Here is a 15,308-nt window from a genome sequence, read left to right as displayed (position 1 = left end):
AATGATTTATTCTCCAACTTCTATAAGGAAGACAGCTTCCGTGAACCCTCCGCGCTCTTCTGCTTTCTTGGCACGAACTTCTTCCAGTTTCTCTGGCGAACCCTTATGTACTTCAGCAAGAGCATAAAGAAGTTCAAGCATATCCGCTAATTCTTCAAGTGCATCCGAGTCGTTCATGGTTTGAAAATACTCCTCTGTCTCTTCTCGGAGCTTCTTTCTAAGTTCAACAACATAGGATTCTTGATCTAAAGTAGTAAAAGCACAATCTCTACCGGAACCTCGTATGATCTCAGGAATTTTATCGCGGACGAGTTTGTTATAAGTGGGCATAGATGAAACTCCTAAAAATAATTATTTTGAGTTTATGAACCAGCTTTCAGAACGATGACAATTATTATGTTAATTCGACAGAGTGGAAAAAGTCACCTCCCCTTAAAAAGAAAAAGCCGTCGAAGAAAACGGCTTGTACATGCTTTGGACAGATTTATTAGGTTTGGGGTAACTCGGCAACTTAGAAAGACACAGTCTGCAAAGAGTCAGAGTTTTTACATCATCTCTTACAGACCACACGTGATAAAACTACAAGCTTAATGGACTGCCGAAGCCCCACTAATCCTTATACGGATCGAACTCATCCGCTCCAGCCATGCATACACCAATCGGCTTCAGCACATGCATGACCTCAATCGTTTCCGCATGTGCATCCAGCACTTCCTGAAGCTTCCGGTATACAAAAGGACTCTCGTCCGTCCCTGCGCCGCGCAGCTCAACACCGAAATTCCGAACGGCATTCATCATTTGTGCGGTGCTGATTTGGCCGCCGCTGCGGGTGCGGGTTTTCCAATTCATTTTGCCTGCCGCCTGGGTTCGGCTCATGATTCGTCCCGCTCCATGAACGGTGCTGTAGTAAGACTCCTTGTTCTCTATACTGTCCTTCCCTTTAACGATAACGGAAATATCCCCCATACTGCCGCCGATAAAACCAACTTGACCGGGCGCGGATGGGGTCGCCCCTTTACGAACGACAACGACTTCTTTCCCGTTGTGTATCTCCTTCCATGCATAGTTATGATGGTTATGCACTTCAAGGTCCGCTTCCATTCCCAGAATGGCTAATACTTGCTGAATCACGTAATCCCTTCCGGCATACGCATAACGTCCGGCCAGCCTCATCGCTCTGTAATACAGGTCGCCAAGCTCACTGCTCAGATCAAGCAGTACAGGCGGCTGGTCCATTTTCTCACCGGGGGCGTTCGCGAGGAACTCTCTGCCGGCAGCCAGATTGATAAATCCGCTTGCCGTCTTATGCCCGAAGCCCCGGCTTCCAAAATGATTCGCGATCCACAAACGGCCGGTTCCCGCTTCTTCAAACAGGTCAACGAAGTGATTGCCGCTGCCGACCGTGCCGAGCTGGCTTTGCGCCAGTGCTTTCAGCTTGTCATGCTCCTGCTTGCCGATCGCTTGGTAAACGGCCCAATCCGGATCATCGAAGAGGTCATGATCGACCTTCTCCTTATTGACCCGTCCCACCCCGAAGGAGATTTTACGGGCAATCTTATCCATAATCTTCGCCAATCCTGGCTTTATGTCTTCGGCAGTCAGACTGGTTCTCACTGCTTTATTTCCGCATGCAATATCATAGCCAACGCCGGAAGGCGAGATTTGCCCGTCATACACGACAACCCCGCCGATCGGCTGACTGTACCCTTTATGATGATCCGCCATCAGCAGTGTTTGAACCACATTGCCGGTTTCTGCACAGGTTCTCGCTTGAGCAAGCGCACCGCTGTCAGGATTGCCCCAGACACGCACGCCATCTATATTTTGATAAGCCATTAGGTCGTTCAACTCCTACATAAATATATTTTCTAAGTTTAGAGCCATTGGTGTTCATTACTGGCCTGACGCTTTCTTCTCACCGAGCAAAGAGCTTAACCGCTCCAGCAAATCTCCGCCGCCCGTTACCGAGATGGAGCCGATTTTCTCGCATATTTTCTCAAGGAACTCCAGCTCCTTCAGGCGGAACAGCGTCTGATTCTCGTCCATCAGCTTGGCGGTATTCAGCAGGCTGCAGCACATGATCATAGAACAAAAAACCGGTTTCGTAACTCGCGATCTCGCAGGACTGCAAATGGACCGCAAGCTTCGGTACAATCGAACGGTCTATCTCAGCAGGCAATTCAGGCTGTCTGATATCCGCATGCAAAAAGGTATGTTGTTTCAGCATATTCCAGTAGGCGTAGACGCCCGGCTTAAGCAGCTGCACGAATTGGCCGTCCTCGTAATGCAGCACGTATTCATGATCTTGCACCCGTACGACATCGAGCTCCCGCATGAGCTCTTCATCCTGAAGGAACAGCTGTAAGTCCTTGCCCTCAACAGCGAACGGCTTGGCGATATTCAACACCACAACAGTCGTTTGCGACCACGGTACAAAATGATAGGTCCCCGGAGCGAGCTTTTTCACATAGCTGCCTTTATGAAAGAGCAGACCGCGCTGGTCAGCTTGAATGGTTATTTTTTTAAACATAATCGTTAACCCCCTCATTGTTTCACCATTGGAATTAGAATCCCTCTGCGGTTTGGGCGGAATCGCGTTTTAGATCAGCGGGCTGCCAGGAATTTCCAAGGAGATTCGAGTCAGAAAGTTAACTCAGCTTCAGCTACCCTTCTTCCTCTTCCATCCCAGAAAAGCCTCCGGAATTTCGCATCATCGGTATCCACGGATTGCAAAGCCTTTTCCTACAGTGCGCATAAATAGCCGCCAGGGATTCTATCCTTTGGTCTTTTGATCAACTTTCGCTCGATTGAAAGTCGAGTGCTCTACCAGAATCGCTCCCAAGGCGATTGGGGAATCGAACCCCAAATAGTGGATTCTTACCGATCCGATCGTACAGGATACCGTAACCTAACAGGCACGGCACTGCGGGATAAACCGATATCCCCGCCTCGTTACGACCGTCCGCATAAGAACCGATGTATGATGAACGCCATCAGCGTCTACCAACTTGCACAGTGCGTCTTACAGGTTCTATAATCGCTCATTTCAAGCGGATCGAACATGGCGAAAGTATTACGACAGGTATAAAGTTTTCCATTTCACCTAGGTCCCTCCGGGGTAATTAATTAGATGATCGCAAAAAGAAACCCCGCTTCTTGCGAAGCGAGGCGCACATGGATAATCAGAACAGCCGCGTGACGAACCAATACAGCCCAATCAGACCGATGACCGCCGACAGGCCGAAGCTGACCCTTTTATACGATTTGAACCTCGCCGCCCACAGCAGCAGCGGAAGCAGAACTACCAGGACGGCCAACTGCCCCAGTTCTACTCCATTAAAGGAGAACAGCGAGAGCAAATAGCGATCGCCAAGCGTGCCGTTTGTGATATTCTCCGTTCACTGCGGAACTACTTCGATACGTCTCATACCGGCGTCGCCCATTTTACCAACACTGATTTCGATATGCCAAATCTTTTGACCGCGCCTTTGACGCCAACATGACCATCATATTCTCTTCGGAGAGCTTAAAAATAAATGCTCCCCTCACAGCAGCAGGTTTTGATTATTTCACCTGTCTGCCGTAAGGGGAGCATATCTTTGTCTTACACCTGCTAAGTTCAGAAGCTATCTTATTTTTAACCCAGCAAGTTATTTATGATTGGATCTTCCCTCAGCACGCGCATTATAACAGTCAAGGCCTCCGCTCTCGTAAGGTTAGCGTCCGGTTCGAACCGGTTCTGGCCCTTGCCTTGAATTATTCCGGCCGTTGTGGCTTCTTCAATGATCTTGTTAGCCCAATGCTGAGGTGCAACATCAACGAACATATTGGCTTCGCCAGACTTGCTTTCTTGTAATATCAAGATCTTCGAGATCATCGCAACCATCTCGGCGCGTGTAGTCTTGCGATCTGCGCGGAACGTTCCATCGGAGTAACCGTTGATGACCCCATTGGAAGCAAGAATTTCAATAGACTCTCGTGCCCAGGAGGTCTGGATATCCTGGAACGCATTCGTTCCGTTTCCGAGGCGCAAGGCGAATGCTTTGACGACCAGTGTGCTGAACTCAGCTCTCGTAATCGAGGCATCCGGTCTGAAACTGCCGTCTGGATAGCCGTTGATTATGCCTAGCTTGGCAGCAGTCGAAATATCTTTGGAAGCCCAGTGGGACGCCGCATCCTGGAAAGTTGCCGATTTCCCGGCAGCCAATGCGTCCTGAATATAAGCTGCGAGCCGATTGGTATCAACGAGATCGTAAAAAGCCTTTACCTCCTGAGCCGAAGGCGTTGGAGTGCTCGGAACGCTTGGAGTCGGAGTGGTCGGAGACGATTCAGACCCCGAAGTTGTAGATCCGTTTACCGTCACGCTTATATCCGCCGATTTCGTTCCGTAGACAGCCGTAACGACAGTGCTGCCTGCCTGGAGACCTGTAATCGTCCCGCCGGAAATACTGGCGATTGCGGGATTCTGAACGGACCAGGATACCGATGAGGTCACATCTGCTTGGAACAGGTCTGAATACATGGCCGTAATGGCCACGGAAGCCGTTTGTCCGGCCAGAATGCTTAATGTTTTCGGACTAGCGCTTAAGCTGCTTAATGACTTCAAAGTAATGCTCTTCATCGCACTGTGGCTGTTATTCGTGCCATCGTTTACGATGAAGCTAATCATGCGCGTCGCCGTATTCGGGGTGACGGCTGTGTTGTTATAGGTGACTGCTTGCAGAGCGTTTTGCCACTGCTCCAAGGTAGCCGCTGCGCCCGCTGACGTCAGCGTCAGCACGCCGCTGGCGCTCAAATAACCGGCCGTAATATTGCCGTATGTGGCCTCGCTGACGTTGGCGAATGCCAGGACATCTTCTCCAGCATTGAAGTGGTCCGTAATGGCAATCGTTGCGCTTGCCAAAGTTGTATTATCCAGGTCCGTAATCGCCAGACCGCTGTCAATAACGACAGGAATCGAAGTCCTGCTATCCCCCGATGTGAAGTGTGTTGAACCGCCGCTCGTGGTCACGACTGGTGTCTGGTTCGTCGCCGTCACCGTTACTGCTCGCGCTGCTGTATTGCTTGTATTGCCTGCACCGTCAATTACAGTGAAGCTGATTATACGCGTTGCCGTATTCGGTGTGATAGCCGTATTCGCATAAGTAATCGAACTCAAGGCGCTTTGCCACTGCGCCAATGTCGCTGTTGCGCCTGCTGACGTCAGCGTCAGCACGCCTGTGACTGCATCATAACTGGCCGCAACATTCCCCATTGTCGCTCCGTCATTGGCGAAGATCAGTACATCTTCTCCAGCACGGAAGTTGCCTGTGATCCCCACTGCTGCGCTTGCCAGCGTTATGCTGCTTCCAGCGGCTACCGTGATATCGGGGTCGATAACGACCGGAGTCGAGGATGTGTTATCTCCCGCCACGAATGAAGCCGAACCGCCGCTCACGGTCAGATTCGGAGGCAGGGTCACAGTCACTTCTACTATATGCGTAGCAGCAGCGCTGATCTTCGTTCCATCGCTTACGGTGTAACTAATGATGCGGTTCACTGGCGTGGTGCTCGTGCTCGAGAACGTAATCGCCCTCAACGCATTCTGCCACTGTGCCAAAGTTGCTGTTGCACCTGAGGACGTCAGCGACAGTACGCCAGTGACGGCATCATAACTGGCCGTAATATTGCCCATAGTCGCTCCGTCATTGGTGAAAGCCAGTACATCTCCGAATTGAAGACCGTTCGAGATGGATACTGTCGCGCTTGCCAGCGTTGTGTTATCCAGATCGGATACGCTCACGCCGGAATTCAATGTGATTCCCGTTGTACCGGCTACATAGTCAGCCGAACCGCCGCTCGTGGTCACGATCGGTGTCTGGTCCGTATCCGCCACCGTTACGGTTCGCGTTGCCGTATTGCTTGTATTACTTGCGCCGTCAGTCGCAGTGAAGCTGATCATCCGCGTTGCCGTATTCGGCGTGATCGCTGTATCCGTATAAGTTATCGATCTCAACGCGCTTTGCCACTGCGCCAAAGTCGCTGTTGCACCCGCCGACGTCAGCGTCAGCACACCCGTGAGTGCATTATAACTAGCCGTAACATTGCCCATGGTCGAACCGTCATTGGTGAAAGTCAGCACATCTTCTCCCGAATGAAGGTTGCCCGTGATCGCCACTACTGCGCTTGCAAGCGTAGCGCTGCTTCCATCGGTCACCGTTATACCGGAGTCGATAACGACAGGAGTCGAGATCATGTTATCTCCCGCCACAAATGAAGCTGAACCGCCGCTCGTGGTCAAGTTCGGAGGTCCGTTCATCACATTCACTGTTTTTACAGCAGCGGAGCTTGTTTTCGTACCGTCGCTCACGGCGTAGCTAATGATGCGGTTCCCTGGCGTGGCGCTCAGACTCGAGAACGTAGTCGCCCTCAACGCACTCTGCCACTGCGCCAAGGTGGCCGTTGCGCCTGAGGACGTCAGTGTCAATACACCGGTGCCTGAGTTATAACTTGCGACAATGTTGCCGTATAGGACCGAGCTAGTATTGGTATAGCTAAGTGTATCGCCGGGTTGAAGGCCGCCCGAGATGGATACGGTCGCGCCTGCCAGCGTTGTGTTATCCAGATCGGATATCGTCACCCCGGAGTCCAATGTGGCTCCCGTTGTGCCGGCTATGTAGGTAGTCGAACCGCCGCTCGTTGTTACAATAGGTGTCTGGTCCGTATCCGCCACCGTTACGGTTCGCGTTGCCGTATTGCTTGTAGTACCTGCGCCGTCTACTATGGTGAAGCTAATCGTACGCGTTGCCGTATTCGGCGTGATCGCTGTATCCGTATAAGTAATCGATCTCAACGCGCTTTGCCACTGCGCTAAAGTCGCTGATGCACCCGCCGACGTCAGCGTCAGCACGCCAGTGGCTGCATCATAACTGGCCGTAATATTCCCCATGGTCGCCCCGTCATTGACGAACATCAGCACATCTTCTCCAGCATGAAAATTGCCCGTAATCGCTACTGTTGCGCTTGCAAGCGTAGTGCTGCTGTCATCGGTTACCGTTATACCGGAGTCGATAGCGACCGGAGTCGAGGCACTGTTATCTCCCGCCACGAATGAAACCGAACCTGCATTTGTGGACACCTCAGGACCCGAGGCTGCGAAGGTTGTTGGCGTCATGAAATTTCCCAGACCCATTTGAAGGATCAATACAATGGCAATCATCATCTTCGATTTTCGCAATAGGTTCTTCATCGGCCTCTTCCCCATCATTCGGAATTTTGAAACTTAAAATTGTATTTTTAAATTACTTTATATAACGGTAAGTTGGTCAATTTAATGAAGAGAAGGAAACACTCAAAAGTCTATAATACCTCATGATAATCATGCGGCTGTTTGATAACTTCAAATGGAGGTCATTGAATATGGAACGAGTATGGGTTAAAACGGGCGCATAGCGAGGGCTGAGCAATCAACCAAATAAATATAATCTATTTCAAAACTGCCTCATTACAAAGATTTCAATGCCATGCTGCAAAATAAGAAAGACATGCCGAAAGTACAAGTGATTACGGATAAGAGAAGCATTGAAAAGTATGGCGGCGAGCGGATGTATTTTGCACCGCCTGTGGATTACGACCGGGTGATGAAAGCCGTGCCATTAGGCAAAGTTATTACAACGGGGCAAATCAGAGATGCCTTCGCCAAGGCAAACCATGCGGATTTTACCGATCCGATCACCGCAGGAATCTTTGTTTCCATTGCAGCATGGGCAAGTGAGCAAAGGAATGACGATAAAACACCGTATTGGAGGACGCTTAAAGCGGACGGTGAGCTAAATCCAAAATATCCAGGCGGTGTTGGGAAGCAAAAGCAGAAGCTTGAGGCAGAGGGCCACACCATCATTCAGCGCGGAAGAAGCAACGTCCGATACTATGTGCAGAATTACCAGGATAGCTTATATCCGCTGTAACAGCAGCCCAGCGCATAACTCCATGAGCCTCCGTTTCATATACGCCTCAATAATCTTGGGGAATAGGCGCCCTGTTTTAAGTCATTCTTCTAATAGGTAATTGTTTTGGTCATTGGCTGGCTCTATCGTTCTGATTTCAAAAGATTTACATCCTGAAGCAATGAAAGGATCTGACTTTGCAATCTTCATTGCTTCCTCCATATCTTCAGCCAAAAAGATGACCATGCCTCCGGGATAATCCGTAAAAGGCCCGCAAAATACAAGTTTACCTTGATTCTTTAACTCTTTTAAGTGTTCCACATGGCTCTTGATGAGTTCCTTATTCATTGGCTTTACATTGTTCATCAAATATATGTACGTCATTGTTCGGCCTCCTGCTGTTTCGGTATTTGATCAATCAGCTGCGAAACTTCTGGTTCACAGCCTCTTTCTGTACATCTGCTCTTCCGATTTTGCATACCCATTCTTCTCGTAAAATGCTTGGGCAATTTCATTCTGCTTCCCCGTAAACAGCTGATAGCCCTTCACATTCTTGTCCTTGAAATAATCCTCTGCGAATCCCATTAGTGCCGTGGCAACCCCTTGCTTGCGATACTTTTCTTCTACAAAAAGCTCCGTTATCTCCACATAGAATGAACGATAACACATGGACTTAAAAAGCTGCGCACAACAGAAGCCCGCTGCCGCGCCATCAACAGTCGCAATAAAAACCGCTTCCTGACCATTGTTGGCAATGGAGTCCTCGAGAAGTTCTTGTGACGTACTGCCTGCACCATTAAAGCGTTCGTTCATTTCAAATAAGGAAGCCGCATCGTTTGGGTTAGCAAGTCTGATCTCCATTTCACTGCTCCTTGTACACAAAGTGTCTCACTTCAGAACTGTAATGCTTCAGCAGCTCCTTGGCATTGACCGGGTACAATTCAAGCTCTGCAATCCGATCCATCTTGATCCACCTCGTAATACAAGCAAATTTGATGACAGGGCTTGCCTCCCCAAGGAAAAAAGATCTCGCCAACCCATCTCAGTCCGTTCACGGTGATATCCGCAGCCAGTTCTTCCCGGAATTCTCGAATAAGAGTTTCTTCATTAGTTTCGCCGAAGCCGACATGCCCACCGGGAACAACATATCCGGGATCATGGACAGGCTTTTGTAAGAGAACGCTTCCATTTCTGATCAAAATCCCGGCAACTCTGTAACTGAACACATGCTCATCTGTTTTAAAAAGAATGTCCGCCATTGTATTGTTATCTCCCGGTTCATTCAGGTCATGTTCCCAAAATGAAGTCAGGCAAGGACGACTTTCATCCGGGAGTGGATCGGCTCAGACAACTCTTAATATAAAGATCCGGCCAATATCCCCACGATTCTGTGATCTGACCATCCACTACTTTAAAATTCTCCAGCGCCTCAAAACTGATTTTTCTTCCTGTAGCTGCTATCCCCATACATTCGCCGGTATGAATTCCGGTATATCTTATTCTGGTGGCTACCATATCCGCTTCTTCAAACAGGTCTAAAACCTCTATTTTCATATCTGAAAACATATTTTCCACTAACTTAAGAATTCCAACTGCTTCTTCATTACTTCTTGCATTAGCCGGACTGTGATCCACATAATCTTTGGCTACATATTGCAGCACAAAATCATAATTATGATTCTGATAACTTTCTACAAAAAATCCTTTTACAATCTCTTTATTTGTCATAAGACACCTCCATGATGCCTGTATTTTATTTACAATATGATTATATCGCCATCGTTGTCTTGATTCTATTATATTTTCGCCATATACTATAAATAAATCGCCATCACTTGGTTTTGAAGGAAGAATGTAAAAATGAATCATGCAGACTCTACAGATTGCCATATCTATTTGGACCACAATAAAAGAGAAGTAAGACACCACGGAACAACCGATTTTCCATGCGCCGCCTATTCCACCACTTTCACGAATGAAGACGGAGATGACATTCCCTGGCACTGGCATGATGAGCTGGAGCTAATCTACATAATAGACGGGGAGTTGAAACTACAGACACCGTCCAGTTCTTTTACACTGACCAAAGGAGAAGGGGTCTTCATTAATTCCGGTGTTCTTCATTATGCTGTTGCATCACCTGTCTGCACCATATGTTCGGTCTTATTTCATCCAGATCTGATCAGTGGCAATAAGGAGAGTCTCTACTACACCAAATATGTTGGCCCTCTGATCACCGATTATGAACTGGAATCACTCCTTCTGCACCCAGACACATCCAAGCCAATTGCAGAATGGTTTACGACATCCTTTGAAGGATTAATGAATTACCAGAATAATGTTATGGAAGAAGGAATGGAATTTACCATACGAGAAGATTTGTCCAGAATCTGTCTGACCATCTGGAAGACTTCAAGAAAAGAGGCAGCTAAAGGGAGCTGCTCAATTGACACGTCACGCTCAAAGAAAATGATTGCATACATTCACGCCAATTTTGCAGAGAATATCTCATTAACCGATATTGCAGATGCCGCTGCCATAAGCACCAGAGAATGCCTGCGCTGCTTTAAGCATACGATCAAGACTTCACCGATACAGTATTTGCTCCATTATCGTCTAAGCCAGGCAGCCCTTATGTTGAAGAACGATTCCGTCAAAAATATATCAGAAATCGCGTTTCAATGCGGTTTTAATAATGCCAGTTATTTCACAAAAGTCTTCGCCCATCATTTCAATCTGTCGCCGAAAGATTTCCGAAAAAGGAATAGAGCGTATTAATACGTTCAGTGGTTGGCCATTACCAGCCCCCAAAGAAAGTCAAAATACTTCCATCGATTATTGTCACCGAGTAGATTTTTCCACCGATTCCAGCTACAAAGACCCGTCATTCGGCGATGGCGGGTCTTCGTTCGGCGGAAACAGCGTTCCTGGTCATTATGCGTCATCAAACTTCAGCCAGTTCATTCGAAACTTGCGTGGCCTCCACACTTTGAAATGTGATGGCTTTGGGTTCGGACTTATCCTCGCTCCGCTCCGGTGTTGTCCTTACTCCTGCTGCTCTTGCCGTTCGATCATCCCCAGATAGCGATCAAGTTGCTGCTCTTCCAGCGAGGCGATCATGTCGGCGAAGGGCTGCAGGTCCCGATGCACGGCGTAGGCTTCCAGCGCATTGAAGTAATCCAGCCGGGCTTCCTTAGCAATGGAGACGGGGAGAAAGCCGTTCGCTAGCAACTGATAGTTCATAATCAGCCGTGAGGTTCTGCCATTCCCATCAGCGAACGGGTGAATTCGGACAAACTCGGCATGGGTCCATGCCGCAAGCTCGATAGCGTTGGCAGTATTTTTCTCAGCCAGATCGGCGTAGAAATTTTCCACCTGACGATACATCTCATTAGGCGCAGGCGGAGTATGAGCAGCACCCGAAATATATACCTCCATATTCCGATAGATGCCACCCACCATTATATTCTCTGTCAGTATAGCGTGGATGTCCTTGATAATCGCTTCACCCAAAGGCTGCCTCTGGGCAATGCTGGCTTTAACATGCTGGTAAGCTTTATTATGATTAATGACCTCATAAATTTCCCGAAGCTTCTTGCCACCCACAGACAGTCCTTCCTCCAAAACAACCTTGGTTTCCAGAAGGGTTAACGTGTTGCCCTCAATAGCGGTCGAGTTATGCGTATATTCCAGTTCGAAGGCCTGTACGTAGCTTTTGACGGTAATGTCCGGGAGTGTGTCTTTAGCTTGTTCATATAAGACTTTTTTACGCAGTAATTCAGAGTAGTTCATCCTGCTCACTCCTTTCCTTTTTCATTACTGCATGTTCCGTTGTGTATGTCAAGCCAACCTACAATATTTCCGTACTCAGCGTAAAGCCCTCAATCACGACATCCTCGTCAACCTCGATCATGATGCAGCGTTTCCCCTGATAGTTCACCTGCTTCACATACCGCAGATCCTGCGGGCTGACGGAAATGGTGGCCACCTTAGTCTCGATCTTGATCGACTTCGAGGTGAATTTCGGGATCACGCTGGTTGCCTTCATTTCATAGTTGCGGTCATCGAGGATCGTTTCGAACGCCCGCTCCACCTTCTCGGCCGTCACATTCTCTATTCCGCTCGCCTGCAGGACGCGTTCTACATCCTTGAAATCAAGCGTAGGCGGCTCTTCCTCCCCTGCTCCATCTTCGATGACCTGTTGGATCTGCTCATACACCTGGGCAATCGTCGTCGTATCGAGCTGTTCGCCCGCCAATTCCTTCACGATGTCCTCAAAATAGGATCTCTCCTCCAAGGCCGTTACCGATGTCTCTGCATTCAAAACCTGCTCGATGAATCGCGCATCGGGATAATTCGATTTACCCGTACAATACAGAATGCGGTTCACATCGGAATAGTTGTCGGTCACACTTGGATAGAAGAACCCCTGCTCCGGCGAGCTTAGCTTAACAATCGGATCGACGATGACATTATACTTGAATTCCCGCTCTACATAATCGAACATAAGGTTTTTCCGCTGCTGCTCCGTGGAGTTCACACTGCACAGGATGAATTGATGCGCATACGTCTCGTTCTTCTCACTCTCTTCCGATTCTTCGCTCCTAGCCTTCGTCGGCCGGTGATACTGCCCGCGAACGAAGGTAATAACCGTATCCTTTTCATATTTGGTATCGACCAGCATCTTATCCACCAGCATCAGCATCAGGTCCTGCCATTCCTCCGGGTCGCCGGTCACTAAACCCTGGTGCAGCATGACCTTCGTTGGCTCCTCGGCTTCCTCCTGAAACTTCAGCTCGAACAGCTTATGATCAAGCTCGCCGGTCAGCAGTTTTTTGAAATTGCCCATATACAGCTCCTGCTTCTCCCGGTCCACGAGGCCAAACGGCAGACGCTCCCAATGATAGATCTCGCTGCTGTCCTTCATAATATACACGTTCAGAATGTCGTATAAGTTCAGCAAATCATGGTCCAGCTTAAACTGCTTGCGTATGTGTGCTACTTCTTTTTTATTCATAATGGGTTCAGCGGCTCCTTCGAAGAATTGTGCTTCATCCAGTATAAAGGACGGGGCGGGATTTGGTAAGTTTATTGCCGATGGTACAATGCAAAATGCCCGTAACGGATCGTTACAGGCATTTGCCGGTTAATGAAGCAGTTAGGCTAAATTATCCGTACTCGCCTTGGCATTTTTCTTCATAGACATAAGCCTCCTTTCTCCCGGTCCAGGGGAGTACAGATGCTGATACGCTACCGAAACTTATGCGTTGTATGAACTGGAATACTTCGTGTAATTCATCGTCTTATATTGGATATTCAAATAAAACCTGCCTTTAGGCGTTACCAGATACAGATTCAGCGCCTCCTGTTCGTAAGGCCCGCAGTCGATCTGGAACTTCCCTTCGCTGTCTAAGGTCACACTCACATTGTCTATCACTTTAAGAGGCTTGATGCCTGTTTGCACCTGCACTTTGAGCGTCTGGCCGGCAAATTGTGTGAATTTCCCTTTAATCACGAGTGTATGATCTTCAGCGAATTTCGCAAAGAATGTCCGGTCTTCGAGCGTTAACGGCTCAACATACACTTGTTTGGGAGGAAGTGCCGGTATACTTGAGCTTGGTGTTGCACTAACCGGACGTCCCCGCAATTCAGTAAGCTTAGGCCGCAAATACTGAAGAATCTGTGCAGCCTCGGCACGGGTAATCCATTTTCCACCCTGATAACCTGATATTGAAAGCTCCGTTTCACATCTAACATAATCCTTACCAAGGACGAGCTTCACAGCATCATTATTCTTGACGTTCAGCCCATCTGCTGCGGCTATAATCTCAGCGATCTTCAACCGCGTGATCCGGCTATCTCTTGCACTCACATTGGATAAACCATTAAGCGGGAAGTTGCGGTCCTTGGCAATCAGATAGGCGGCGTCTGCCCAATGCTTTGTTTTAGCAGGCTGATAAGCTTCAATATTGACATTATACGCTCTTAGAAGCATGGTCCAGAATTCAGCCTCGCTTACCGCCGCCTCAGGCTTGAAAAGTCCCTTGCTGGCTTCGGTCATGACGCCTGCCCGCAGTGCCCATTCGATGGCTGGCAGCGCCTTGTTCCCCGTAATGTCTGTCAGCTTGCCCGGGTTCGTCGCAGGATAGACTTTTGTTTTTAATTTAGGATACACCTTTACTTTTACTTGTGAAGATACAGACCCTGAAGATACAGTAAGGAGATAATCCCCTGATTTGACCCCCGATATCGCTCCGGTGGATGAGACCTTTAGACCATTATTCTGCTTAACCGTATACTTAACCTCACTGCCCGGCAGCACTTCTGTGGTTCCATCATCAAAGCCGCCTTCTACCTGCAGCTGGAATTGCCCGCCTTCATTCAGCACAATTTCCGTGTAAGCTGGCGTCAGCCCAGTTAGAGCATGCCCTTTGCCGGTTGTGAAAGACCATACCTTCTTCAGGGTGTCCGCAGAACTTTCCACCTGATATTCCAGAGATACAGTGTACCTGTGATTACCCTTTAATATAGGCTTAGGAAAAATATATAGATCATCGCCCTTTACTTCTTCATAAAAAGGAATCTCCGTTCCCATCTCATCAGTTATTTTCGCTGTATGCGAGGTTATGTCCTTATCGGTATGGGTCGAGATAATATAACCTGTCCGTTCGACAGCAAACTGGCTAAGCGGGTCCGGAATTTCGCCTCCATAGAACCCGACGGGAACATTGGTCTGCTGATCGTAGGGGTACACAGTGATCCCCACTTTGGCCTGCTGGCTCTCCCCAGGACCTCCGGCATCCAACACTGCCGTTCCCCCAACTATTGCAATTCCAATCTCAGTGAAGCCGGGGTCTAGAATAATAGAACGGTGATACGCTGTATCGAGCCAAGCTTGAATAGCTGCTTTACCGCTCGTCTGACCAAAATACATAACCTCTCCGTAGCTGTACCCCCGTGCACCCGACACCCAACCAGCCGCCGTCATCCGTTCGAATGCCGACTTCCCCGTATAACCAGGCCTTCCTGAAATTTCAGAGTGAGCACTGAGACCTGGAAGATCCGATTTATTGGCATTATAAAATTCAGCATGCGCAATTGCCGCCTTGGTAATGGTCGCGCTCAATTGAACGGACTGAACACCGGTGCGGCTGCGCACCTCGTTGAGGAAGTTTAGAGCTTCCAGTTGGTCTGAAGTATACCCTGCGCCCTCACTGGCTGCATCTGCTGCAACAATAGTAGTGCTGGTTGCACTGAATAATCCTGAGCTTACAATTCCGGTGAGCAGAGCAAAGACCACGGCATACCGTAACAAGCGTACACCTTGGCTGCGAACTGCCTGATTTCGATTTTTTCTGACAAAAAGCATGATTATCCCCCTTC

General features: G+C 48.7%; 13 protein-coding genes and 1 pseudogene. 2 read left to right on the top strand and 12 right to left on the bottom strand.

Features of this window, described 5'->3' with window-relative positions:
* Positions 1-6: 6 nt before the first annotated feature.
* The 5 genes and pseudogenes from PSTEL_RS04335 to PSTEL_RS04320 all read right to left on the bottom strand — a co-directional run bounded on the left by PSTEL_RS04335 (position 7) and on the right by PSTEL_RS04320 (position 7,228).
* The gene (locus tag PSTEL_RS04335; protein ID WP_038693719.1) at positions 7-330 is read right to left on the bottom strand and encodes a nucleoside triphosphate pyrophosphohydrolase; all 324 of its coding nucleotides are present in this window, start codon (positions 328-330) and stop codon (positions 7-9) included.
* Positions 331-609: 279 nt separating this feature from the next.
* The gene (locus tag PSTEL_RS04330) at positions 610-1,836 is read right to left on the bottom strand and encodes an RtcB family protein (RefSeq protein ID WP_038693718.1); all 1,227 of its coding nucleotides are present in this window, start codon (positions 1,834-1,836) and stop codon (positions 610-612) included.
* 57 nt (positions 1,837-1,893) lie between these two features.
* Positions 1,894-2,530, bottom strand: a pseudogene (locus PSTEL_RS04325) (SPFH domain-containing protein).
* A 652-nt stretch (positions 2,531-3,182) separates the two neighbouring features.
* Positions 3,183-3,359 (bottom strand): HupE/UreJ family protein, encoded by a 177-nt coding sequence (locus tag PSTEL_RS27390; RefSeq protein WP_156995773.1) that lies wholly within the window; start codon positions 3,357-3,359, stop codon positions 3,183-3,185.
* 278 nt (positions 3,360-3,637) lie between these two features.
* Complete coding sequence (locus PSTEL_RS04320; protein ID WP_052098185.1) at positions 3,638-7,228, bottom strand: S-layer homology domain-containing protein; 3,591 nt, start codon at positions 7,226-7,228, stop codon at positions 3,638-3,640.
* 274 nt (positions 7,229-7,502) lie between these two features.
* Between PSTEL_RS04320 and PSTEL_RS04315 the strand changes: the two genes are divergently transcribed.
* The gene (locus PSTEL_RS04315) at positions 7,503-7,946 is read left to right on the top strand and encodes an MGMT family protein (protein WP_038693714.1); all 444 of its coding nucleotides are present in this window, start codon (positions 7,503-7,505) and stop codon (positions 7,944-7,946) included.
* 81 nt (positions 7,947-8,027) lie between these two features.
* On the opposite strand, the gene PSTEL_RS04310 is transcribed toward PSTEL_RS04315, so the two are convergent.
* The 4 genes from PSTEL_RS04310 to PSTEL_RS04295 form a co-directional block, all read right to left on the bottom strand.
* The gene (locus tag PSTEL_RS04310; protein ID WP_038693712.1) at positions 8,028-8,309 is read right to left on the bottom strand and encodes a YciI family protein; all 282 of its coding nucleotides are present in this window, start codon (positions 8,307-8,309) and stop codon (positions 8,028-8,030) included.
* A gap of 54 nt (positions 8,310-8,363) precedes the next feature.
* Positions 8,364-8,786 (bottom strand): GNAT family N-acetyltransferase, encoded by a 423-nt coding sequence (locus PSTEL_RS04305; protein ID WP_052098184.1) that lies wholly within the window; start codon positions 8,784-8,786, stop codon positions 8,364-8,366.
* Positions 8,787-8,866: 80 nt separating this feature from the next.
* On the bottom strand, positions 8,867-9,184 hold the full coding sequence (locus tag PSTEL_RS04300) for an NUDIX hydrolase (protein WP_052098183.1): 318 nt from the start codon (positions 9,182-9,184) through the stop codon (positions 8,867-8,869).
* Between the two features lie 64 nt (positions 9,185-9,248).
* Positions 9,249-9,653 carry an ester cyclase gene (locus tag PSTEL_RS04295; RefSeq protein ID WP_038693710.1) on the bottom strand — a complete coding sequence of 135 codons (405 nt, stop codon included), beginning with the start codon at positions 9,651-9,653 and terminating at the stop codon, positions 9,249-9,251.
* Between the two features lie 132 nt (positions 9,654-9,785).
* Between PSTEL_RS04295 and PSTEL_RS04290 the strand changes: the two genes are divergently transcribed.
* Complete coding sequence (locus tag PSTEL_RS04290; protein WP_038693709.1) at positions 9,786-10,703, top strand: AraC family transcriptional regulator; 918 nt, start codon at positions 9,786-9,788, stop codon at positions 10,701-10,703.
* Positions 10,704-10,970: 267 nt separating this feature from the next.
* On the opposite strand, the gene PSTEL_RS04285 is transcribed toward PSTEL_RS04290, so the two are convergent.
* From PSTEL_RS04285 to PSTEL_RS04275, 3 genes are all read right to left on the bottom strand, one after another.
* Positions 10,971-11,717 carry a Fic family protein gene (locus PSTEL_RS04285; RefSeq protein ID WP_038693708.1) on the bottom strand — a complete coding sequence of 249 codons (747 nt, stop codon included), beginning with the start codon at positions 11,715-11,717 and terminating at the stop codon, positions 10,971-10,973.
* 58 nt (positions 11,718-11,775) lie between these two features.
* A complete protein-coding gene (locus PSTEL_RS04280; RefSeq protein WP_038693706.1) occupies positions 11,776-12,942 on the bottom strand; it encodes a DUF4317 domain-containing protein in 1,167 nt (388 codons plus the stop codon).
* 243 nt (positions 12,943-13,185) lie between these two features.
* On the bottom strand, positions 13,186-15,294 hold the full coding sequence (locus PSTEL_RS04275) for a CAP and S-layer homology domain-containing protein (RefSeq protein WP_038693704.1): 2,109 nt from the start codon (positions 15,292-15,294) through the stop codon (positions 13,186-13,188).
* Between the last annotated feature and the right edge of the window lie 14 nt (positions 15,295-15,308).

Origin of the sequence: Paenibacillus stellifer (assembly GCF_000758685.1) — a bacterium.
Taxonomy (GTDB): Bacteria; Bacillota; Bacilli; order Paenibacillales; family Paenibacillaceae; genus Paenibacillus_AQ; species Paenibacillus_AQ stellifer.
The sequence above is the reverse complement of the archived record's forward strand: the minus strand, read 5'-3'. Positions and strand labels throughout refer to the sequence as shown.